The sequence below is a fragment of the Ruegeria sp. HKCCD6157 genome, from assembly GCF_013110685.1.
GTDB lineage: Bacteria > Pseudomonadota > Alphaproteobacteria > Rhodobacterales > Rhodobacteraceae > Ruegeria.
In genome coordinates, this window is sequence record NZ_WVRB01000008.1 from 48,294 (window position 1) to 69,003 (window position 20,710).

Below are 20,710 nucleotides of genomic sequence, written 5' to 3' on the forward strand. Positions count from 1 at the left end.
CTTGTCATGCGTTTTCTTTTCGGCCTGATCGCCGCTGCCCTGTTTGCCCAACCTGCCCTGGCCCAATGTGGCGGTGGCTTCAATTCTTTTGTCAAAGGGCTAAAGGCCGAGGCCGTACAGCAAGGCTTTGACAAATCCACCGTGAACGCGTTTTTCAAAGGCGTGCAGCAGGATGGCGCCGTGCTCAAGGCCGACCGGGCGCAGGGGGTGTTTCAGAAGCCCTTCATCGAGTTTTCCCGACGGCTGATTTCGCAAAACCGGATCGAACGCGGGCAGGCGATGTCGCGCAAATATGACGCGGTGTTTGACCGGATCGAAAAGCAATACGGCATCTCACGCGGGGTGTTGCTGGCCTTCTGGGCGTTCGAGACCGACTACGGATCCATTCAGGGCGACTTCAACACCCGCAATGCGCTGGTGACTTTGGCCCATGACTGCCGTCGCCCCGACCTGTTCCGCCCTCAAATCTTCGCGGCCATCGAACTTTATCAGAATGGTGATTTCGACCCGGCCCGCACAACGGGCGCGTGGGCCGGGGAAATCGGTATGGTCCAGATGCTGCCGCGGGACATTCTGGAAAACGGTGTCGATGGTGACGGCGACGGGCGTGTCCGCCTGAAAACCTCGGCCCCGGATGCGCTGATGTCCGGCGCCAAGATGCTTTCGCATCTGGGCTGGCGCGCAGACGAACCGTGGCTGCAAGAGGTCACGGTGCCCGCGCAGATGGACTGGTCGCTGTCCGGCCCCGGCAAGCCCCGGTCGGTGGCCGATTGGCAGGCCATGGGCGTTCAGGCACGCAGCGGGTCGCTGGCAAACCTGCCTGCCTCGCTGATCCTGCCCCAGGGGCACAAGGGCCCGGCCTTTCTGGCCTATCCAAATTTCGACGTCTATTTCGAATGGAACCAGAGCTTTGTCTATGTATTGACCGCCGCCTATTTCGGGACACGTCTGGAAGGGGCACAGATCTACGATGCCGGCAATCTCGCACAGGGTCTGAACGGTGCACAGATGAAGCAGCTGCAAAGTAAGCTTCAGGCCAAGGGGTATGACGTTGGCAAGGTCGACGGGATCCTGGGCGCTGGCACGCGGGCGGCCGTGCAGGCGGAACAGAAGCGGCTTGGCCTGCCGGCCGATGCATGGCCGACAGTGGATCTGTTAAACCGGCTTTAGGCAGCAACCACGCTTACGCGACCCATTCCCGTTGCTGCGGAACACAAGGCGCAAAGGTGCGCGTCGTCACTGCGGTACCCTCGGTTTCGATTGCCGTGTTGGGCTGTATCTCGAGCCATCCCTCGTTGATGGCATCCAATGGCTCGGACGAAATGATGATACCGTCTTTGCAGGCCTTGTAGTGCAAGCTGGGCGCAAACCGATCCGAGGCATATCGGGCTGCAAAAACCCGTTTGCCGTCCGACCAGCAGGCGGCAAACCGAAGATAGGGTGATGCTCCGCGGCGCCTGGAAAGGGCTTCGACCCGACCGACCGCACGGGCCATTGCACCCACAGGATCGGTGTCCAGCCCCTCGCCATGAGCGATGAGAAAGATCGCCTCGCTCTCGGTTGCGCCCATACGATGCAGGTACAGATGCGCCGGGATCATGGCATCAAGCTCTTGCCGGATTCGTTCATGACCCCCAGCCTGACCGTTATGCATGAAACTCCACCTGCCGACGCCGAAGGGGTGACAGTTGTTGCGCGAGGTCGCCGTACCCGTCGAGGCCCGTACATGGGCCAGAAACAGCCGGGATTTCGTGTGATGCGCCAATTGCTTCAGATTGGCATCGGACCACGCCGGATGGGTGTCCTTGTAAAAACACGGCGTGTCACGATCAGAATACCATGCCAGACCGAACCCATCCGCGTTTATCGGAGTTTTTCCGATCAATGCATTTCGGCTTTGAATGACAAGCGATTGTTCTTGCTCGAGGACCAGTTCGTCCAGATATCGCTGCTGCCCAACCCAAGCCAAGAATCGGCACATGTGCCTGTCTCCGTCCGTCAGTGAAAATTTTCGGGACGATACCACCTTGGTTGTCAGTTTTTCTCCCATACACCATCCGATTTGTCGGGTTTTCCCTATCAAATGCACGGAAATTGCAAAAATTTCAGATCAATTTCACTTACTACGCACCGGATACCGATCGCCTTTTTCGTCAATCAGGATCAACCTGCCCCCGTTGCGCACATACAAATCGCATCGGCTGAACCCATTGCGGTACGCGATGCACACGCTGCCATCATCGGAAATCGCGTAAGTTCCAAAGGCAGAATCTCCGCTTGCATATGTATAGGAATAGGCGCCCCCGGCCGAGAATTTGGCCTGTCCGTCGTCGTAAAAGGTCAGCGTCTGCCCCGCCAAAGCATCAAGCTCTGCGGCTGTAAGGGGCGTGTCCCCGGTTTTGACAGGCCAGTCGGCTGCAAAAACAGGGCCGGCGGCGATGAGGGCGGGGATCAAAAAGCGCGTCATGCGCTCACGTTAGCGCGATAAAGCCGCAACCGTCATAAACTTCCAGTGAGCGGTCAGGCGACCATCTGTTCGGCCTTCTTCAGATCGACCGAAACCAGCTGGCTGACGCCCTGTTCCTGCATCGTGACACCGAACAGGCGATCCATGCGCGCCATGGTCACCGCGTGGTGGGTGATGATCAGGAAACGGGTGTCAGTCTGGCGGCACATCTCGTCCAGCAGGTCGCAGAAACGGGTGACGTTGGCGTCATCCAGCGGCGCGTCGACCTCGTCCAGCACACAGATCGGCGCGGGGTTGGCGAGGAAGACGCCAAAGATCAGCGCCGTTGCGGTCAGGGTCTGTTCCCCTCCGGACAACAGGCTGAGGGTCGACAGTTTCTTGCCCGGCGGCTGGCACATGATCTCGAGCCCCGCATCCAGCGGATCGTCACTTTCGACCATGACCAGATTGGCCTCGCCACCGCCAAAGAGGTGCTTGAACAGCATGGCGAAGTTCGAGTTGACCTGTTCGAACGCGGTCAGCAGACGCTCGCGCCCTTCCCGGTTGAGGCTGGCGATGCCGCTGCGTAGCGCCTTGATTGCCTCTTCCAGATCGGCTTTTTCACCGCTGAGCGTGTCGAACTCTTCTTGAACCTCCTTGCTGTCCTCTTCGGCGCGCAGGTTCACCGCCCCCATTGCGTCGCGTTGGCGTTTGTGGCGGTTCACTTCGGATTCCAGAACGTCCGCAGCTGGCATCTGGTCGGGGTTCACGTCCAACTGGTTCAGCAATTGGTTCGGGGTCAGTTGCTGATCCTCGGCGATCCGTTCGGCCGCCGCGACAACACTTTCCTTGGCCGCGTCACAGCGCGCCTCGGCCGCGGCACGGCTTTCGCGCGCTTCTGATGCCAGACGCTCGGCCTCCCGTTCGGCCAGAACGATTTCACGGTGCATAGCCTCGGCTTCGGCCAATTTGTCGGCGGCTTCGGCGCGCCGTGCTTCGGCGGCTTCGATCTGTTCGTTCAGCTCCTCACGCGCCTCGGCGATTTCGCCGGGCACGGCCATGGCCTCCGTCAGCTCTTCTTCCGAGCTTTCCTTGCGCTCGGCAAGTTCGGAAATCCGCTTTTCAGCCGTTTCCAAACGGTGGCGCCACCCGCTGAGATCTTTCGCGACCTCCTGGCTGCGACGCGTGCGAGCGTCCCCCTCACGGCGCAGCTCGTCATGGGTCGAACGGTGGGTCAGCATGGTGATCCGCGCCGCCTCGACCGTCTGCTTGATGTCTTCGACCTGTGCGCGGGCACTGTCGAGATCACCCAGACCGGCCAAAGCCGCTTCGGCGTCGCGCAGTTGCGCGCGGGCGGCGATGGCGTCGTCCTTGTGGCGGTCAACGGCGAGGGTCAGAGTTTCCAGCTTGCCCTGGGCCAGATTGCGGTCGGCCTCGGCCCGCGATAGTGCGCGCGCGGTTTCGGCCATGCGCTGATCAGCAGCACGGCGGGCCTCACGCGCGCGCCGGTCGGCCTCGGTCACGTCCGCCAATTGCTGAGACAGCGCCTCATGCGCGGCACGGGCGCCGTCAGCCTGTGCTTCGGCACGGGCAAGGTCCTGTTTCAGTGCTTCCAGCCTGTTGAGCTGCTCCAACCGCAGAGCAGCAGCACTTGGCGCGTCTTCGGCCCAGGCACGGAACCCGTCCCAGCGCCAAAGGTCGCCCGAGCGGGACACCAGACGCTGGCCGGGTTTCAGCGATGCCTGCAACCGTGCGCCCTGATCCGCATCCACCAACCCGATTTGCGCAATGCGTCGGCTGAGACGATCGGGGCCCGATACATGAAGCGCCAGAGGCTCGGCCCCTTCAGGCAATGGCTGGTCGCTGTCATATCCAGCCACCTGCACCCAGCCGGATGGCCCGTCACCCTCGACCAGCGGCGCGCGAAGATCGTCGGCCAGAGCAGCACCCAAAGCCTTTTCATAACCGGGTTCGACGCGCAGCAGGTCCAGCACCTGGCCGCCTTCCGCCGTGTCGCGCTCCACCAGCTTGGCCAGCGCCGTGGTTTCGGCCCGGATCGCGCCCAGCTCGCCTTCTGCCTCGGACCGTCTTGCCCGGGCCTCGGCTTCGCGCGCTTGCGTTTCGTTGCGCAGTTCATCCGCCGCGGCAAGCGCCTCTTCGGCGGCTTCCACCGCTTCACGGGCTTCTTCTTCGCCCGATTGGGCGTCTTCAAACGCCTCGCTGGCGCGGATCAGGGCCGTCTTGGCCTCGTCCACGGCTTTCCGGGCTTCTTCCTCTTCACTCTCGGATCGGGCCAGTGTCTTGCGACTGTCTTCGACCAGACGCTGGGCGGACTGGTGCCGGGCGACAAGACGGGCCATATCTTCGGTTTGCTGCGACAGGTGGTCTTCGCGCTCCTGTAGGATCGACGCTGCATCGCGGGCGATTTCCGCCGCTTCGGCCACTTTCTCATCGTGACCTTCTGCCGCCTTGGCCAGTTCGCGCGCTTCCCATTCCAGCCGTTCAATCATTTGCCCCGCATCGCGGTTCAATCCGGCTTCGCGTTCGATATCGTTGGACAGCTGCTGGATTCGGTTGGTCAGCGTCTCGATCGTTTGACGGGCGCGGGTTTCCTGATCGGACAATTGATCGCGCTGCACCTGCTGGCGTTGCAGCACGGCGGCGGCGATGGCCTCCTCCTCGCGCAGCGGCGGCAGGGTTTCCTCGATCTCGGCACGTTTTGCGGCAGCAGCGCGGGCTTCAGCCTCGGCACGGGAGGCTTCGGTGATCCGCTCACGCAGTTTTTCTTCGGCCTGCTGGCGGGCCATGTCGGCCTCTTTCCAGCGTCGATAAAGCAGCATCCCCTCGGCCTGACGCAGCTGTTCGCCAATTTCGCGATAGCGGGCCGCCTGACGGGCCTGACGCGCAAGCTGGGCCAGTTGTCCGCCCAACTGCTCCAGCACGTCATCGACGCGGGTCAGGTTGGCTTCGGTGCCTTTCAGCTTGAGCTCGGCCTCATGGCGACGCTGATACAGGCCCGAGATCCCGGCGGCCTCTTCCAGAATGCGGCGACGGGCACGCGGCTTGGCGTTGATCAACTCGGCAATGCGGTTCTGTCCGACCAACGCGGGCGAATGCGCACCGGTCGAAGCATCGGCAAACAGCATCTGCACGTCGCGCGCACGAACGTCCTTGCCGTTCGCCTTGTAGGCGCTGCCCACATCGCGGGTGATGCGGCGAACGATTTCCAGTTGATCGCTGTCGTTGAACCCCGACGGCGCCAGACGTTCCGAGTTGTCCATGGTCAGGACAACTTCGGCAAAATTGCGCGCGGGTCGCGTGGCGGCCCCGGCAAAGATCACGTCTTCCATCGCGCCACCGCGCATGGATTTGGGGCGGTTTTCGCCCATCACCCAACGCAAAGCTTCCAGAAGGTTGGATTTGCCGCAACCATTCGGGCCCACCACACCGGTCAACCCGTCCGCGATGATCAAATCGGTCGGATCAACAAAGCTTTTGAAGCCGGTCAGTTTGAGCTTGCTGAAACGCAATGGCTGCGTGTCCCATGATTCCTGTGCATTGGAAGTCTGCGCAAGGGATGGGGTCTGAGTCAACGGAGTTGCGCAGGATATGGGATATCACCCCAAGTTATCCACAACATCTTGCCGAAATACGCAAGAACGCGCGCATCTCAATACGGCGTGCATTCAAAGACCTGATACCCGTTTTCCCCACCGACGTTTTCATAAAGACCAAAGTCGATGCATTCGTAATTGGGGGTCGAGACGGCCGTCAGCAAAAGCCGCTCACCCGCATCGCGGTCACACCCCAAAACCCCAATGGTCACGGCTGCATCCCCCAGCACGTCCAGAATGGGACATCCCGAAACCTGTGCCATCGCCAAAGCGGCGCGATCCCGGACCGGGCCCAGCCGAGGGGCGTATTGCGCGTTGATCCGCACAGCCTCGGCCAGGTCGCCGCGCACACGTACATCGAAGACACTGCCATTCACAGCCACGCGCGTGGCGGGAACGTCACGGAAATGCGGAGTACCGGCGGCGCAGGCGGCCAGCAACAGAGGTGCGAGAAACCGGATCATGCCGCAGAGTTGCAGCATTTTGGTTAACAGAACCTTTCCGGACGTCAGGCCCGCAGCACCTCTCCCAGCCGGCGAATGCCTTCGCGTATTGTCGCCTCGTCAGAATTCGAAAAACTGAGACGGATCGTTTTTGCCCCGCTGCCATCCGGGAAAAACGCCTGCCCCGGAACAAAAGCTACTTTGACGGTGTCCAGCGCACGCGCCAGCAGGTCAGAGCCAACCATCCCCTCGGGCAACGTGACCCAGATGAACATTCCCCCCTCGGGACGTGTCCAATCCACCCCGTCAGGCATATGCTGTTCCATCGCGTTCAGCATCGCATCACGACGGGCGCGATAGACGTTTCGTACTTTCGGAATATGGGTGTCGAAACAGGCCTGCGCCACCTGATGCACGGCCATCTGGTTGATGGTCGCGGAATGAAGGTCGGCTGCCTGTTTCAACAGCACCATCTGGGAAATGACTGGCTTGGACGCAACGACCCATCCCATGCGCAAACCCGGCGACAGCGTTTTCGAGAAACTGCCGCAATAGATCGTCCGACAGTCCTCGATTGACCCTTTGCGCGCCTGCTCCAATGACAGTATGGGGGGGATCGGATCCCCGTCATAGCGCAGAGCCTGATAGGCTCCGTCCTCTATCAACGCGCAATCCAGTTCCTCGGCCAGATCCAGCAAAGCCTCTCTGCCCTGCAAGTCCACGGTTTCTCCTGTCGGGTTCGCAAAATCCGCCGACAGATAGGCAAATTTAACTGCCCCTTCGCCCGCTGCGGCCTTGTATTCCTTGGCCCCCTGATTGCCATTGAGCCGGTCAAAGCGCGGCTCGTAGGCGTTGAATGCAGCCAGCGCGCCCAGATAAGTGGGCCACCCGACCAGGGCCGTGTCACCGGGGGACAGGAACAGCTTGCCCAGATAGTCCAGCGCCTGCTGTGACCCCGAGGTGATCAGGATGTTGTCGATGTCACAGGCCACTCCGATTTCGCGCATGTGCTGCGCCAGCCACTGCCGCAATGGGACATAGCCTTCGCTGACCGAATATTGCAGCGCCTGCGCTTGCAAATCCGGCCCCAGGGCCTGCTGAAACGCCTGTGCAAACGCATCGGCGGGAAACAGTGCGGGATCAGGAATCCCACCGGCAAAGGAAATGATGCCGGGTTGGTCAAGCAGCTTCAGCAATTCGCGAATCTCTGACGCTTTCATTCGCGAGGCCCGGGTGGCAAACAAAGGGTGTTGGGACATGAGGCTCCTCCGATCTCAATTCGGTGCAGCCTAAGCTCTCCACTATTAAAGTCAATATTGCTGACCTAATTATTCAATGGATGCGACCGGGGATTCTTGAACAGCACCGGCGTCCATGGTCAAATGAATTGACCAATTTCGGAAGATGAGATGCCATTTCACAAAGTTCAGACGGAAAAGCTGTCGCTCGCAGTCGTTCGCCAGATCGAGCTTTTGATCCTGCGAGGCATCCTACGCCCCGGCGAGCGCCTGCCATCCGAGCGGGAGTTGGCAGAGCGCATGGGCGTTTCGCGCCCGTCCCTGCGAGATGCGATTTCCGACCTTCAGGAACAGGGGCTTTTGACCGCGAAGGCCGGATCCGGGATCTATGTGGCCGAGGTTCTGGGCTCTGCCTTTTCCCCGGCACTGATCCGTCTGTTCGGCAGCCATGAAGAAGCCGTATTCGATTACCTGTCCTTTCGCCGTGACATGGAAGGGTTGGCGGCGGAACGGGCCGCGCGCCTGGGGTCAGACAGCGACCTGAAGGTCGTTCAGGCGATCTTTGACAAGATGCAGGCGGCCCATAACCGAAACGCTGCGAATGACGAGGCGCAGCTGGACGCCGAGTTCCACATGGCCATCATCGAAGCCAGCCACAATGTGGTGATGCTGCACATGATGCGCTCGATGTATGACCTTCTGGTGCAGGGGGTGTTCTACAACCGTCAGACCATGTTCCGTCAGCGCGCCACCCGCGAGGCCATCCTGGATCAGCACCGCGCCATCAATGCGGCGCTGCAAGAGCGTGATCCCTTGGCCGCCCGAAATGCAATCGAACGCCATTTGGATTTTGTGGAACGCTGCATGGCGGACCAGCAAAAGGCCGATCGGAACGAAGCTATTGCGCAACAAAGGCTGCAACACGAAACCGGGCGGGGCTGAGCGCGGTCCGGATTTTGCAGACTTGGCAGGGCAAGGCCGGGACTAGGCAGCGCCTGACGCGGCTGGCAGCAGATGTCGGGGGAACGGCGCGCCGCTGCCTTCTCCCATTCGGTTCTCCGCGGCCAGTGTCGTCAGCGCCGGGTCGATGAACAGCCTTGCGCCGCGATCTCTCAGACGTTTGTGCAGCATTACATGTTCGCACACCTGTTGGCCTTTTTCGTCCCGGCAAGAATAGCGCAACCCTCGCAACGCGCGGGATTTATACAAACCGGCGCCGCCGAATGCGCTGTCGACCGGGATCAGGGGCGTATCGGCAGGAATGTGGAACTGGCGGTCAAAAACAGCGGACTTCATGACAGACCGGCGCCACTTGCGACGCCCGAACAGCGGCCTGCGCGTGCTTTGAATGCGTTGCCACACGTCTTCATCACACCAACCCGAACAACGCAAAGCGTAGATATCGTCATATGCTGGTTTGGGGTTGGCGAAAACACCCTCCCACAACGGGGCGACCCGCTGCGCTGCTGTCAGAACCGCCTGAGCATCCAGACAGGTATTCGGCCCATCCAGATCCAACACCAGCGTCAACTCCAGGTCCGTGTCCTGATCCTCGAGTTTTTTGAGAACTGCATTTCTGGCCGCCGTGATACGCTCGACCCGGTTTGGCAATTCTGACGCAAGACCATCCAGTCGCAGGATATCGACATGCCGGCTTTGACCCGCATAGTCGGACAACACCTGATCCGTACCGTCCGTGTTGTCGTTCGTGGCAATGGTGACGGTGAACCGGTGCAACTGCGCAGACAGGTTTTCGATCCTGTTGATCGTGTCGATCAGCGCCGACCCGCCATTTCGGACGACGCCGACAATATTCATCGAAACTGCGTTGCCTGACACCGCCTGTCTTTCCCTGTTGTTTTCACGCCCCCATCAGGGCGCTCCTATCAACCTGATCCCCGGCAGGTCGTAGGATTCGGAGTGTTTGAAACAACAGAAACAGAAGCACGACAAAAACAAAAGACCCGACAGCCAAAAGCTCTCGGGTCGTCTGTATCACGTGTCTGTCGGGGTCACCCGTCAGTGCAGCTTGGCATCCACGTCCGCAATCGATGCATCGATCAGCTTGTTGGCCTGCGCTGCGGTCATTTGCTTTGCCAGAACCGAGCTGGCCGCCGAAACCGCAACCGATACGGCCTGATCACGCACTTCCTTCAGTGCAGACGCTTCGGCCGAAGCGATCTGGTCCTGAGCTGCGGCCAGACGACGCTCGATCGACTTTTCCAAGTCAGCTTTCGCCTGTTCTGCCGCCAAGGCCGCGTCTTCCTTCGCTGCCGCGACAATCGCATCGGCCTGCCCCTGAACTTCACGCTGCTTGCGCTCGTACGAGGCCAGCAAACTGCGGGCTTCTTCATGCAGAGCACGGGCTTCGTCCAGTTCGGACTTGATGCCTTCGGCACGGTTGTCCAGCGCACCGCCGATCATACCGGGGACCTTGAAGTAGAACAGGACCGCGATGAAGACGATGAAGCCAAGAAGGACGACAAAGTCGGTATTGCCAAGCGAAAAGAACGGGCCGCTTGCAGCCAGCGCGGGGCTGGCGGCTCCAACGGTCAGGATAAGGGCAAGAGTGTTCCGCATGTCACTTATCCTTTCGTCTGTGCGTCTACTGCACTGTCGATGACTTTGGCATCTGCCTCGCCGCCCAGTGCGGTGACCAGTTCAGCCGCCGTATCCTTGGCAACCACTTGAATGCTTTCCAGCGCACCGGCACGGATTTCGGCGATTGCCTTTTCCGATTCAGCCGCCTTGGCAGCGATTTCCGCATCCGCCTTGGCAATCGCGTCATCCAGTCCAGCCTGAATTTCTGCGCGAGCTTCGGCAGCGATATGCTGCGCTTCGGCACGGGCATCGGCCAGCGCCTTGTTATAGGCCTCTTCGGCCTCGACCGCCTTGGCCTTCAGATCTTCGGCCGCAGCCAGGTCATTTGTAATGGTCCCCTGACGTTCAGCCAGGATTGCCGCGATGCGCGGCAGGGCCACGCGGGACAGGACCAGAAAGATGACGACCAGCGTAATGACCAGCCAGAAAATCTGGTTGGGGAACCAATCGAAGCAGAGCTGTGGCATCCCGATGGCAGAGCCATAGGAGTCGACGCACGAGCCAGCTACCTCTTTTGTAAGGGGTTCAGTCGCCATGATATCCTCCGTCGGAAACTTGTCTTTACAACAGGTGGGCCGCTATGGCTTGGACCCACCTGCGCGTAAGGATCAGGTTCCGCAGATTATACGGCGAACATCAGCAGCAGCGAGACCAGGAATGCGAAGATCCCCAGGGCTTCTGCGAACGCGATACCGATGAAGAGGGTTGCGGTCTGCGAAGCAGCCGCCGAAGGGTTGCGAAGGGCGCCGGCCAGGAAGTTGCCTGCTACGTTGCCCACCCCGATTGCGGCTGCGCCGGAACCGATTGCTGCCAGGCCTGCGCCGATGTGTGCGAGATCGCCTTCCATGATGTATCTCCTTACGAATTGGAAGTTTCGATGTTGGGTGTTCGGACCTTAGTGCGACGGATGCAGCGCATCTTTCAGATAAACACAGGTCAGAATGGTGAATACGTAGGCCTGAATGAAGGCCACCAGGACCTCAAGACCATACATAGCGGTGATCGCCAGAACCGACACGGGCGAGATCACGGCAACCGCGGCGAATCCTGCGAAAACCTTGATAACCGCGTGGCCCGCCATGACGTTACCGGCAAGACGAATGGAGTGGCTGACCGGACGCACGAAGTACGAGATCAGCTCGATGATCGCCAGGATCGGGCGCAGCGCCAGAGGCGCGCTGGAGACCCAGAACAGACCCAGGAATGCGGCGCCGTTTTTCACGAAACCCAGCACGGTCACGGTCAGGAACACGGCCAGCGCCAGCGGGATGGTCACGGCAAAATGCGATGTGGTGGTGAACGAGGTCGGGATCAGCCCCAGGAAGTTTGCGCAGACGATGAACATGAACAGGGTCATGACATAAGGGAAGTATTTCACGCCTTCCTTGCCGCAGATGTCTTCCAGCATCTTGTAGATGAAGCCATAGGCCAGCTCGGCCACCGACTGCATACGGGTCGGAACGATGGCGCGTTTCGAAGTGGGCAGCACCAGCAGAGCGATTATGGCCAGCACCGCAAAGAACAACCACAGGGTCACGTTGGTGACCGTGAACATGCCTACTGCACCGTCGCCGAACAGCGGCTTGACGATGAACTGATCCATCGGGTGGAATACCAGGCTGCTGCCTTCTGCTGCGGTGGTCTCGGTTGCCACGTTCAGTCCCTCTCGTCCTTCTCGGCAGCCGTTGCCGCCGTTTGTTTCTCTTGAACCTCTTTCGCGCTGCGGAGCATAACCTTCACGCCCGCGACAAGGCCCAGCAATGTAAACAGCACCAGAAAGATCGGGATCGTCCCGAGCAGGCTGTCCAGCCCGTATCCGATGCCAAATCCGATCCCCAGACCGGATACCATTTCGATGACCATCCTCCAGGCAAGCTCGCCCCCGGACACGTCAGCGTCCGCACGAGGTTTTGGCGCTTTGGTCTTTTTCGCCGCTTCGATCTTGGCCTCAAGCTGCGCCATACGCTGCTTTTGGTCATCATCGGTCACGGGCGTTTCCCTCGTACAATCTTGGGCATGGTGCTAAGGCGCGAAGCGCGCAGAGTCAACGACCTTGAACGCCCTCATTGACGCAGTCTAAATCATTGAAAATTTTATGATTTTCAGAAGCCACAGGGCGTGTCATTGGTTTCGAGGGCCACCGTTGTGCCGCCAAAGCCCAGAATCCGCATATTCAACCAAATGGTTGACCAATCCCGGCAGCTATGGTTGAGCGGACGCATGTCCAACGATCTCGACACCGTCTTTGCAGCCCTGGCCGACCCCACCCGCCGCGCCATTCTGGCGATGCTGCTGGAGGATGACATGGCGGTGACGGATGTGGCCGAACCGTTCGAGATGTCGTTGGCGGCGATCTCCAAACACCTGGTCATACTGACCAAGGCCGGTCTGATCAGTCAGGAAAAACGCGGGCGGGTAAAATGGTGCAAGCTGGAACCCGACGCCTTGCGTGCCGCTTCGGTCTGGATGCAGGGGTTCGGACAATTCGAGCCCGTCAATCTGGACGCGTTCGAACGGTTTCTGGAAGCTGAACTGCCAAAGTCGGGCGAGGCCTAGCGCACCACAAAGACTGACATGCTGGCGTGTTTCGCCAGATAACCGGCGTGGCTGGAAAAAATATAGTCGGTGATCCGGGGCGCGTGGGTGCCGACAATGACCAGATCTGCGCCGATCTCCTCGGCAGCGCGGGTCAGATCGCTGTCAACCTCTGCGGCAACGTCGACCGAGTGGATTTTGCGCATGGAAACGTTTGATCCACTTTCTGCGGCCAACTGTTCGGTGAACTCCGCCAACTCCTTGTCGATCTCGGCCTCGGTTTCCGAGGATTCACCCATATGAGCCCCGGTAACGCTGATCAGAGTGATTTTGGCGCCCTGCCACTTTGCAACCTGCCCGGCAACATCGGCTGCTTTGCGAACTTCGGGCGGTAGATGCCGGTCAACCGGCAACATGATATGTTTGAACATGATCTCCTCCATTTGCCTGCCAAAGAGGTTATGGAAGGGCCCACAGGGGTGCCTTGATCTGGCTCAACAAATTCCACCGCTGGAATGCATATTGGATCTGCCGGGTTTTTCCAGCGAAGACGTGGCTTATTCCATGGCGCGGCGCACTGGCACCGAGGGCGCGACTTCCTCTTTCAACAACATCAGCAGGGCAATGATTGTCAGCGCCACACCACCCAGAATCAAACCGGTTGGCACGCCTTTGCCCAGCGCAATCTCCCACAGAATGACCCAGCTGGGAACCAGGTAGGTATAGGCCATGACCTTGGCCGACGGCAGCCGCAAGGAAGAAAACTGCACCAGCACGAAGCTGGCTGCCGTTGCAAAGAACGAAATGTAGAACAGGCCGATCCAGACAATAGCCGGAAGCCCGGCCCAATCGGTTGCCATCAGCTCGGACCAGCCGAACACGACCAACAACAGACACCCGGCGACCAGCGTACCGAAGGTGAATACCACGGCGGGCTCTCCTCGGTTCAGCTTGCGTATCATGGGCGTATAGATCGCATGGGCGACGCAGCCCCAGAAATAGATGATTTCGCCGCCACCGATTTCAAAGGCGCGGAACATTTGCCAATCGGCCCGGAAAATCACCCAAAGCGCCCCCATGGCGCCAATGGTCAGGGCCAGCGCCATGCGCGGAGTCGTGATTTGGCGCAACAAGACCCACCCCGCCATGGCAGAGACAACTGGTGTCAGGGTGAACACCGCCGCCGCACTGACAGGTGGGGCGGTTTGCAACCCATAGAACATCAGGACGAAATAGGTGGCGAACAAAGCCCCGAGCACCAGATAGCGCCAAGGGGCCTGCGCGGCGCTGCGCGGCAGGCCGGTTGTCGCCAGTGCGGCCAAACCAATCACGGCAGCCGCAATCGCAAAGCGAACCGCATTCAGGGCGGCTGGCGCGATTTCGTTGGCGATCATGGACCCCAGCGAAAAGCTGCCTGCCACAAGGGCTGAAAAGGCAAGCATGGCCAGATGGCCACGCATCTGCGGGCTCATGGCTGCCAGCCTTTGGCTTCTTCTTTCAGAAAGCTCAGGAACGCCTGTACCTTGGTGGTGCGGTGCAAGTCCACGTGGGTCACCAGCCACAGATTGCCGAACCATTCCGGCAGCGGATCAATCACCTCGAACAGATTACCGTGGCGGGCAGCCTCCCAACGGGCCATGAAGCCGATGCCGGCACCGGCCAGAACGGCCTCGCGCATGCAGAAGTTGTTGGTACAGCGGAAGGTGATGCGATCGGCGGGTACCGTCGCGCGCAACCAGCGTGTGAACGGCGCGCGGCTGGTCTCATCATCGGAACTGACGAAGTGATGGCGTGCAAAATCTTCGATTCCAGACGGCTTGCCGAACCGTTCGATGTACGAGGCGCTGGCATAAAGACCAACTTCCTCTTGTCGGAAAGGCTGGACGACATTGTCGGGTTGATCGGGGGCCGATCCGGCGCGGATCGCCACATGCGCCTCACCGTATTCCAACCGGAACAGCCGGTCGCCCGTCAGGTATCGCACGATCAAGTCCGGATGCATCTTTTGAAACGCGGTGAGCGTCGGCACCACCAACGGGGCAAGAGACCCCAGGGATGTCACGACCAATTCACCCGAGACATCGTCTCCGCGTCCCTTCATCCGGCCGACAAGCTGGTTGAACTGATCTTCGGTCGCCTGTGCCACGCGCAACAGATCGTCGCCTGCTTCGGTCGGCGTGTACCCGCGGGCATGGCGCTGGAACAGTTTGACACCCAATCGCGCCTCGATCGCATCTATGTGGCGGATCACGGTGGCGTGGTGAACACCCAGAACCTCTGCCGCGCCGCTGACCGTCCCCATGCGCGCCACCTGATAGGCGGTTCTCACTTCATCCCAATTATCCATGGCAATGTCGTCACTGTGCAATTTCCAACAATAACTGTTGATGTATCCGAGTTTTGTTCATCAACGCAACAATCATATTGGGCGCAGGACAAGATTCCCCTGACCGAAAGGACCAAAACAATGACCAAAACGATCCTTCACATCGACTCATCCGCCCGCCGCGTGAACTCGACCACGCGCGATCTGTCTGACCGTGTGGTCAAGCAACTGGGCGCAGACCGCATCATCCGCCGCGATCTGGCCACCCCCCTGCCCCTGCTGACAGAAGACTGGATCGCCGCCAATTTCACCCCCGCCGAGCAGCGCGACGATCTACAGCGCGACCGGCTGGCCCTGTCGGACGAACTGGTTACCGAACTGCAAGAGGCCGACACCATCGTCATCGGCCTGCCGATCTACAACTTTTCGGTGCCTGCCGCATTCAAGGCCTGGGTCGACCTCGTGGCGCGCGCGGGCCTGACCTTTTCCTACACGGAAAACGGGCCTAAAGGCCTGCTGGAAGGGAAACGTGCCATTCTGGCCATCGCATCGGGCGGTGTTCCTGTCGGATCCGAAGCTGATTTCGCCACCAATTACGCGCGCCACGTTCTGGGCTTCATCGGCATTCATGACGTCGACGTCATCGCCGCGGATCAGATGGCCGTGAACCCGGATGCGGCTCTGGAAAGTGCCCACAAGGCGGTTGCGGAGCTTGCTGCCTGATCGCCTCTGGCCAACGAGCGTGGAAACGTCCAGTCTGCATGCGAGCAAACAGGCAGACTGGATGGGCCACATGAAGAAAATCGGCATTCTGGGCGGTGTGGGCTGGGCCTCGACCGCCGATTATTACCGGGCGATTGCCGAAGGGGCCGGGCGTTATCACGCGGAACGCGGCCATGGTTCGCCTTTGCCGATCCCACCAATGACCATCGAATCCGTTACGCAGGCCAGAACGCGCGCCCTGCGCGGTGTCGCCGGTGATGAGGCAAGCTGGGCGGATTTTGACGCGGTGTTCCGCGACGCCCTGCTGACTCTCGAACGCGCCGGGTGCGATTTTGGCATAATCGCGTCCAACACCCCCCATGCGCGGCTTCACGCGATACGGCAGGGTGTCTCGATGCCGATCCTCAGCATCTTTGACGCAACCGCCGAGGCGACGGCAGGTACCGGCGCATCACGGGCTCTGGTCCTGGGAACAACCGTGACGATGCAGGCCACCAACTATGCGGATCGACTGGCCGCCGAAGGCATTGCCGCGAATGAACGGTTGCCCGAACCCGAGATTTCCCAGATGCAGGCCATGATCGACAGCGATTTCTACGGTGGTGCGTCTGACATCGCCCGCGCCAGACTGCTGGCGTTTTGCGACAAGCACGCCAGCCCCGGAACCGCCATCCTGCTGGCCTGTACCGAGCTTCCACTGGCTTTTCCCAACCACCTGGACGATCCGGTGTTCGAAGCTGACGGGCATCTGTTCGTCAACCCGTCAGCCGCGCATGTTGCCGCCGCATTGAAAGAGGCGCTGACGTAATCAGGGCAACCACGTAACCGCGCAGCCGATGCGATCGAAAAAGGCCATCATGTCGGCCCGCGTCAGAGCCACGGTGCGGTCGTTGACAAGGGGGTGCATGTAAATCACCTCGGCCTGCTGTGCCGCCGCGTCCATGAAGAACCTGACATCATTCTGAACACCGTTGATCATCGCCAGCGGACTGACCGCGCCGGGGCGTATGCCGAGATTCTGAAACAGCCGATCCGCCGAGCCGAAGGACAGGTTGCCTATGCCCAACTCGGCCCCCAAAGCTTTGAGATCAATCTCGCGGCTTTGTTCCAAGGTCACCAGATAATTGCGCTTTTTCTTGTCGCGCAGATACAGGTTCTTGACCCGCAGCGCGTTCTCTCCGGGTGTCATGAACTGGTCTTCGACCGCCTTTGCATCCTCGACCGTACGCAATGGCACATGGTTATGCAGGCGATAGGTCAGCCCCCAATCTTCCATCTGCGTCAGCAATGCGTCCGAACTCAGCGGCAAAGTGTCCTGATAGGTGGATGAAGCGTCCATGAAGCCCTCGCTTTTTTGGATTGCTCATCGCGCAACAAAACTTGGAATTCAAGCGCGAGAGATACAATTGCCCGGGTGATACCACCCAGAATGCAGATCGCGCGCATCACAGGCGCAGTCAGCGTCTGGCGTGCCGAACCTAGCCTTGACCCCGCCAACCACACTGCCCGAGATCAAGGACGGTGCTGCGCTGGCCCTGCGCGTTTCAGCCTGATTTCACGCAAGACGGTGATGAAACAAACTGGAACAGGGTGTTGGAAAGGTGCTAGCGTACCGCCATGAAAGTGACCCGAGACACCCCGAACCAACTGATCATCGCCAATACGCCCTGGTTCATCGGTATAACGCTGGTCATTTTCATTCTGGCCTTTGTCGGCCCCGGTATCTTTCTGATGAGCACGGGCGGCGAAGGCATCTGGTTCGGCCTGATCTTCGCCCTTGGCGGAGGCGGTCTTGGGTTTGGTGCGTTTTGCGCTTTCGTAAGACGGGTTCAGATCATTCTGGACCGGCACAAAGACAGTATCCTGATCCGCCGCCAATCGGTTTTTGGTTATGAAGCGGTCGAACACAAACTGTCCAACCTGTCCCACGCAGAAATCGAAAGCACGACATCCCGTGGCAAAAACGGCACCTCGACGCTGTATCGCCCGGTCCTTGTTCTTGAGAAAGGCATGAGCGCGGGTCGCCATCCCATTGTCGAAGCGTTTTCCAGCGGCTCCGGCTCTCACCGGTTGGCCGAGGCGGTGAATGACTGGCTTCCATCTAAGCCCGGCCAAGACCGTCGCGCAGTCGGGACGAATTAAGAGGCCAGGCCGCGTTCCAGCCACAATCGTTCTTCGGCTGAGACCAGCCGGGACATGCAGGCGTCATATCGCGCCATGTCCTGCTCGGTCAGCTTGCCTTCCCACTTGTTGCTTGTGCCTGAAGAGAAGAACTGCGCAAAGTCGTGAAAACCGCTGGTGAATCCGGGGGTTTGCTCCAGACGTATGGCATTGTTTTTCATCGATCCGAAACTGCCGGCCTCGGCGATGTCCTTGACCAGGTCCGGGTCAATTTCGATGTCCATGATCCGTGCAAGCCGCGCGACCTGTCCCGGAAGATCCCGGCTGAGCTCGGCATAGTGCAGAAAATGGATGTTGGGCAGGTCGCGATACATCCAAAAGGAATGGAAGTGATGAATGATCGATCTGAGGGTCAGGTCATCTGTGCCCTTGGACGACGCGGGCCGGTTCAAAAACATCTCGAAAGCTTCCGACTGATCGTCGGGGAACAGGTAATCAAGCCAGTCATGTTTCATATTCTCGACATGGCGGCGCATCGAAAAATGAACGTCAACCGGATGGCGGTGAACAACCAGATATTGCGCATTTGGCGAGAATGCGATGCCATCAAGCGGGGTATGTGTTTTGATACAGCGCCGATGGCTTTGCGCGTTCAGTTCATCCGCCTGCGCGACCCGATCGCGAAAACTGCAATCTAGCCACGGCGAGACCCTGTTGTCGTACACGCTGGGGTCGGCCGTTTCGGTGATGAGCATGCGCACCAGTGTTTGCGTCCAAGTGGTGCCGCATTTGGGCGGTGTGCACACAAAGACGTCGCTGGGCCGGATCTCGAATCCGGACCATATATCGGTGTTGGTGACCTCGCCGACATAGTCGGTCGTCTTTCGCGGCAGACCATTCTTCATCGCCCCCTCCCTCAGCTTCAATCACGCAGAATAGCCCGCATTGTGACACTCACATAGCTTATCTTGACTCACACGGCCCAGAGGCGTAGATGACGCCCCAACATCCGGAAGCCTTTCGATCTTCCGGTCCCTTGAGTCGTTCAGGGATCGCCCCCCACCAGCGAGTTTCGCCCGTGGGGGCGTTTGTGCATTGACCCGTCTGCCCTTATCTAAGGGGCGCCAAATCAGAACCGGCTAAGGAGGCCGCAGGCATGTTTGAAAATCTATCCGAACGCCTCTCTGGCGTCTTCGACCGGTTGACCAAACAGGGTGCCCTGTCTGAAGAAGACGTCAAAACCGCCCTGCGTGAGGTCCGCGTTGCCCTGCTTGAGGCCGACGTCTCGCTGCCGGTTGCAAGGGAATTCGTCAAGAAAGTTCAAAGCCAGGCCACCGGTCAGGCAGTCACCAAGTCGATCACCCCCGGCCAGCAGGTCGTCAAGATCGTGCATGACGCTTTGGTTGACACCCTGCGTGGCGAGGAAGACCCCGGTGCGCTGAAGATCGACAACCCGCCCGCGCCGATCCTGATGGTCGGCTTGCAGGGTTCGGGTAAGACGACGACCACCGGCAAGCTGGCAAAACGTCTGAAAGAGAAAGAGGGCAAGAAGGTCCTGATGGCCTCGCTGGACGTCTACCGCCCGGCGGCGATGGATCAGCTTGCGGTTCTGGGCACTCAGATCGGGGTGGACACCCTGCCGATCGTTCCCGGCCAGAAACCTGTCGATATTGCCAAGCGCGCCAAACAGCAGGCGACGCTGGGTGGTTACGACGTGTACATGCTGGACACCGCGGGTCGTCTGCACATCGACGAAGTCCTGATGGACGAGGTCGAACAGGTCCGCAACGCCGTTGACCCGCGCGAGACGCTGCTGGTGGTCGACGGCCTGACCGGTCAGGTCGCCGTCGAGGTGGCCGAGGAGTTCGACGCCAAGGTCGGCATCTCGGGCGTGGTCCTGACCCGGATGGACGGCGACGGGCGCGGTGGTGCGGCCCTGTCGATGCGCGCCGTGACCGGCAAGCCGATCCGCTTTGTCGGTCTGGGCGAGAAGATGGATGCGCTCGAAACATTCGAGCCGGACCGGATCGCCGGTCGTATTCTGGGCATGGGCGACATCGTTGCCCTGGTCGAAAAGGCCCAGGAAACGATGGAGATGGAACAGACCGAGCGCATGATGAAGCGCATGGTCAAGGGTCAGTTCAACATGAACGACCTGAAAATGCAGCTGGAACAGATGATCCAGATGGGCGGCATGCAGGGCATGATGGGCATGATGCCGGGCATGGGCAAGATGGCCAAGCAGATGGATCAGGCCGGTCTGGACGACAGGATCCTGCGCCAGCAGATCGCCATGATCCAGTCGATGACCAAGCGCGAACGCGCCAACCCGCAGATCCTTCAGGCCAGCCGCAAGAAACGCATCGCGGCGGGGTCCGGGATGGAGGTCAGCGACCTCAACAAGCTGCTCAAGATGCACCGGCAGATGTCGGACATGATGAAGAAGATGGGCAAGATGGGCAAAGGCAAGATGCTGAAACAGGCCATGAAAGGCATGTTCGGCAAAGGCGGCCCCAGCCCCGAGGAGATGGCCGCAGGCATGGATCCCAAGGCGCTGGAACAGGCAGCCAAGGCCATGGGCGGCAAGATGCCCGGTCTGGGCGGCGGCATGGGTCTGCCACCGGGCCTGAGCGGGTTCGGAAAGAAAAAGTGACCCCCGCACG

The 20,710-nt window shown here is 60.0% G+C and carries 23 protein-coding genes; 7 read left to right on the forward strand and 16 right to left on the reverse strand.

Going from position 1 to position 20,710, the window contains the following annotated elements:
• The first annotated feature begins 6 nt into the window (after positions 1 to 6).
• A complete protein-coding gene (locus tag GS612_RS18355) occupies positions 7 to 1,170 on the forward strand; it encodes a lytic murein transglycosylase (RefSeq protein WP_171642273.1) in 1,164 nt (387 codons plus the stop codon).
• A 13-nt stretch (positions 1,171 to 1,183) separates the two neighbouring features.
• Here the strand turns inward: GS612_RS18355 and GS612_RS18360 are convergent, their stop codons facing one another.
• The 5 genes from GS612_RS18360 to GS612_RS18380 form a co-directional block, all read right to left on the reverse strand.
• The gene (locus GS612_RS18360) at positions 1,184 to 1,981 is read right to left on the reverse strand and encodes a class II glutamine amidotransferase (RefSeq protein ID WP_171642275.1); all 798 of its coding nucleotides are present in this window, start codon (positions 1,979 to 1,981) and stop codon (positions 1,184 to 1,186) included.
• 135 nt (positions 1,982 to 2,116) lie between these two features.
• Complete coding sequence (locus tag GS612_RS18365) at positions 2,117 to 2,467, reverse strand: hypothetical protein (protein ID WP_152457055.1); 351 nt, start codon at positions 2,465 to 2,467, stop codon at positions 2,117 to 2,119.
• Positions 2,468 to 2,520: 53 nt separating this feature from the next.
• Entirely contained in the window at positions 2,521 to 5,976 is a 3,456-nt protein-coding gene (locus GS612_RS18370) for a chromosome segregation SMC family protein (protein ID WP_171642277.1), read from the reverse strand.
• A 140-nt stretch (positions 5,977 to 6,116) separates the two neighbouring features.
• Complete coding sequence (locus GS612_RS18375) at positions 6,117 to 6,524, reverse strand: hypothetical protein (RefSeq protein WP_171642279.1); 408 nt, start codon at positions 6,522 to 6,524, stop codon at positions 6,117 to 6,119.
• Between the two features lie 44 nt (positions 6,525 to 6,568).
• Entirely contained in the window at positions 6,569 to 7,762 is a 1,194-nt protein-coding gene (locus GS612_RS18380) for a PLP-dependent aminotransferase family protein (RefSeq protein ID WP_171642281.1), read from the reverse strand.
• A 150-nt stretch (positions 7,763 to 7,912) separates the two neighbouring features.
• Between GS612_RS18380 and GS612_RS18385 the strand changes: the two genes are divergently transcribed.
• Entirely contained in the window at positions 7,913 to 8,683 is a 771-nt protein-coding gene (locus GS612_RS18385) for a FadR/GntR family transcriptional regulator (RefSeq protein ID WP_152457051.1), read from the forward strand.
• A gap of 42 nt (positions 8,684 to 8,725) precedes the next feature.
• On the opposite strand, the gene GS612_RS18390 is transcribed toward GS612_RS18385, so the two are convergent.
• The 6 genes from GS612_RS18390 to GS612_RS18415 form a co-directional block, all read right to left on the reverse strand.
• Positions 8,726 to 9,559, reverse strand: coding sequence for a hypothetical protein (locus GS612_RS18390; RefSeq protein WP_152457050.1), 834 nt, complete (start codon positions 9,557 to 9,559; stop codon positions 8,726 to 8,728).
• A 201-nt stretch (positions 9,560 to 9,760) separates the two neighbouring features.
• A complete protein-coding gene (locus GS612_RS18395) occupies positions 9,761 to 10,321 on the reverse strand; it encodes a F0F1 ATP synthase subunit B (RefSeq protein ID WP_170344804.1) in 561 nt (186 codons plus the stop codon).
• Positions 10,322 to 10,326: 5 nt separating this feature from the next.
• Complete coding sequence (locus tag GS612_RS18400) at positions 10,327 to 10,878, reverse strand: F0F1 ATP synthase subunit B' (protein WP_171642283.1); 552 nt, start codon at positions 10,876 to 10,878, stop codon at positions 10,327 to 10,329.
• An 86-nt stretch (positions 10,879 to 10,964) separates the two neighbouring features.
• Entirely contained in the window at positions 10,965 to 11,189 is a 225-nt protein-coding gene (locus GS612_RS18405) for a F0F1 ATP synthase subunit C (protein WP_005981269.1), read from the reverse strand.
• A 48-nt stretch (positions 11,190 to 11,237) separates the two neighbouring features.
• The gene (locus GS612_RS18410; RefSeq protein WP_171642285.1) at positions 11,238 to 11,996 is read right to left on the reverse strand and encodes a F0F1 ATP synthase subunit A; all 759 of its coding nucleotides are present in this window, start codon (positions 11,994 to 11,996) and stop codon (positions 11,238 to 11,240) included.
• Between the two features lie 2 nt (positions 11,997 to 11,998).
• On the reverse strand, positions 11,999 to 12,331 hold the full coding sequence (locus GS612_RS18415) for an AtpZ/AtpI family protein (protein WP_171642287.1): 333 nt from the start codon (positions 12,329 to 12,331) through the stop codon (positions 11,999 to 12,001).
• 231 nt (positions 12,332 to 12,562) lie between these two features.
• On the opposite strand from GS612_RS18415, the gene GS612_RS18420 reads away from it, so the two are divergent.
• Positions 12,563 to 12,898 carry a metalloregulator ArsR/SmtB family transcription factor gene (locus GS612_RS18420; protein ID WP_170344797.1) on the forward strand — a complete coding sequence of 112 codons (336 nt, stop codon included), beginning with the start codon at positions 12,563 to 12,565 and terminating at the stop codon, positions 12,896 to 12,898.
• Here the strand turns inward: GS612_RS18420 and GS612_RS18425 are convergent.
• The 3 genes from GS612_RS18425 to GS612_RS18435 form a co-directional block, all read right to left on the reverse strand.
• Positions 12,895 to 13,308, reverse strand: coding sequence for a universal stress protein (locus GS612_RS18425; protein ID WP_171642289.1), 414 nt, complete (start codon positions 13,306 to 13,308; stop codon positions 12,895 to 12,897). The two genes, GS612_RS18420 and GS612_RS18425, sit on opposite strands and share 4 nt — an antisense overlap.
• A gap of 126 nt (positions 13,309 to 13,434) precedes the next feature.
• On the reverse strand, positions 13,435 to 14,349 hold the full coding sequence (locus tag GS612_RS18430) for a DMT family transporter (RefSeq protein ID WP_171642290.1): 915 nt from the start codon (positions 14,347 to 14,349) through the stop codon (positions 13,435 to 13,437).
• Positions 14,346 to 15,224 (reverse strand): LysR family transcriptional regulator, encoded by an 879-nt coding sequence (locus GS612_RS18435; RefSeq protein WP_171642292.1) that lies wholly within the window; start codon positions 15,222 to 15,224, stop codon positions 14,346 to 14,348. The genes GS612_RS18430 and GS612_RS18435 overlap by 4 nt, the downstream gene beginning before the upstream one ends.
• 120 nt (positions 15,225 to 15,344) lie before the next feature.
• Here GS612_RS18435 and GS612_RS18440 point away from each other — a divergent pair, with 120 nt between their 5' ends.
• Complete coding sequence (locus GS612_RS18440; protein WP_171205723.1) at positions 15,345 to 15,926, forward strand: FMN-dependent NADH-azoreductase; 582 nt, start codon at positions 15,345 to 15,347, stop codon at positions 15,924 to 15,926.
• Between the two features lie 70 nt (positions 15,927 to 15,996).
• A complete protein-coding gene (locus tag GS612_RS18445) occupies positions 15,997 to 16,734 on the forward strand; it encodes an aspartate/glutamate racemase family protein (protein ID WP_171642294.1) in 738 nt (245 codons plus the stop codon).
• On the opposite strand, the gene GS612_RS18450 is transcribed toward GS612_RS18445, so the two are convergent.
• Entirely contained in the window at positions 16,735 to 17,265 is a 531-nt protein-coding gene (locus GS612_RS18450) for a prolyl-tRNA synthetase associated domain-containing protein (protein ID WP_171642296.1), read from the reverse strand. It lies immediately after the preceding gene.
• Positions 17,266 to 17,543: 278 nt separating this feature from the next.
• Here GS612_RS18450 and GS612_RS18455 point away from each other — a divergent pair, with 278 nt between their 5' ends.
• On the forward strand, positions 17,544 to 18,068 hold the full coding sequence (locus GS612_RS18455; RefSeq protein WP_171642298.1) for a hypothetical protein: 525 nt from the start codon (positions 17,544 to 17,546) through the stop codon (positions 18,066 to 18,068).
• On the opposite strand, the gene GS612_RS18460 is transcribed toward GS612_RS18455, so the two are convergent.
• The gene (locus tag GS612_RS18460) at positions 18,065 to 18,952 is read right to left on the reverse strand and encodes a sulfotransferase domain-containing protein (RefSeq protein WP_171642300.1); all 888 of its coding nucleotides are present in this window, start codon (positions 18,950 to 18,952) and stop codon (positions 18,065 to 18,067) included. The two genes, GS612_RS18455 and GS612_RS18460, sit on opposite strands and share 4 nt — an antisense overlap.
• A gap of 251 nt (positions 18,953 to 19,203) precedes the next feature.
• Between GS612_RS18460 and ffh the strand changes: the two genes are divergently transcribed.
• A complete protein-coding gene (ffh, locus tag GS612_RS18465) occupies positions 19,204 to 20,700 on the forward strand; it encodes a signal recognition particle protein (protein ID WP_171120316.1) in 1,497 nt (498 codons plus the stop codon).
• Positions 20,701 to 20,710 lie beyond the last annotated feature (10 nt).

Excerpts from the sequence above, each read along its gene's own strand:
- GS612_RS18420 (WP_170344797.1), top strand. The coding sequence starts at position 12,563 with ATGTCCAACGATCTCGACACCGTCTTTGCAGCCCTGGCCGACCCCACC.
- GS612_RS18380 (WP_171642281.1), bottom strand. The coding sequence starts at position 7,762 with ATGTCCCAACACCCTTTGTTTGCCACCCGGGCCTCGCGAATGAAAGCG.
- GS612_RS18445 (WP_171642294.1), top strand. The coding sequence starts at position 15,997 with ATGAAGAAAATCGGCATTCTGGGCGGTGTGGGCTGGGCCTCGACCGCC.
- GS612_RS18425 (WP_171642289.1), bottom strand. The coding sequence starts at position 13,308 with ATGTTCAAACATATCATGTTGCCGGTTGACCGGCATCTACCGCCCGAA.
- GS612_RS18440 (WP_171205723.1), top strand. The coding sequence starts at position 15,345 with ATGACCAAAACGATCCTTCACATCGACTCATCCGCCCGCCGCGTGAAC.
- GS612_RS18375 (WP_171642279.1), bottom strand. The coding sequence starts at position 6,524 with ATGATCCGGTTTCTCGCACCTCTGTTGCTGGCCGCCTGCGCCGCCGGT.
- ffh (WP_171120316.1), top strand. The coding sequence starts at position 19,204 with ATGTTTGAAAATCTATCCGAACGCCTCTCTGGCGTCTTCGACCGGTTG.
- GS612_RS18405 (WP_005981269.1), bottom strand. The coding sequence starts at position 11,189 with ATGGAAGGCGATCTCGCACACATCGGCGCAGGCCTGGCAGCAATCGGT.
- GS612_RS18435 (WP_171642292.1), bottom strand. The coding sequence starts at position 15,224 with ATGGATAATTGGGATGAAGTGAGAACCGCCTATCAGGTGGCGCGCATG.
- GS612_RS18365 (WP_152457055.1), bottom strand. The coding sequence starts at position 2,467 with ATGACGCGCTTTTTGATCCCCGCCCTCATCGCCGCCGGCCCTGTTTTT.
- GS612_RS18400 (WP_171642283.1), bottom strand. The coding sequence starts at position 10,878 with ATGGCGACTGAACCCCTTACAAAAGAGGTAGCTGGCTCGTGCGTCGAC.
- GS612_RS18385 (WP_152457051.1), top strand. The coding sequence starts at position 7,913 with ATGCCATTTCACAAAGTTCAGACGGAAAAGCTGTCGCTCGCAGTCGTT.
- GS612_RS18390 (WP_152457050.1), bottom strand. The coding sequence starts at position 9,559 with ATGAATATTGTCGGCGTCGTCCGAAATGGCGGGTCGGCGCTGATCGAC.
- GS612_RS18395 (WP_170344804.1), bottom strand. The coding sequence starts at position 10,321 with ATGCGGAACACTCTTGCCCTTATCCTGACCGTTGGAGCCGCCAGCCCC.
- GS612_RS18450 (WP_171642296.1), bottom strand. The coding sequence starts at position 17,265 with ATGGACGCTTCATCCACCTATCAGGACACTTTGCCGCTGAGTTCGGAC.
- GS612_RS18360 (WP_171642275.1), bottom strand. The coding sequence starts at position 1,981 with ATGTGCCGATTCTTGGCTTGGGTTGGGCAGCAGCGATATCTGGACGAA.
- GS612_RS18355 (WP_171642273.1), top strand. The coding sequence starts at position 7 with ATGCGTTTTCTTTTCGGCCTGATCGCCGCTGCCCTGTTTGCCCAACCT.
- GS612_RS18460 (WP_171642300.1), bottom strand. The coding sequence starts at position 18,952 with ATGAAGAATGGTCTGCCGCGAAAGACGACCGACTATGTCGGCGAGGTC.
- GS612_RS18455 (WP_171642298.1), top strand. The coding sequence starts at position 17,544 with ATGAAAGTGACCCGAGACACCCCGAACCAACTGATCATCGCCAATACG.
- GS612_RS18430 (WP_171642290.1), bottom strand. The coding sequence starts at position 14,349 with ATGAGCCCGCAGATGCGTGGCCATCTGGCCATGCTTGCCTTTTCAGCC.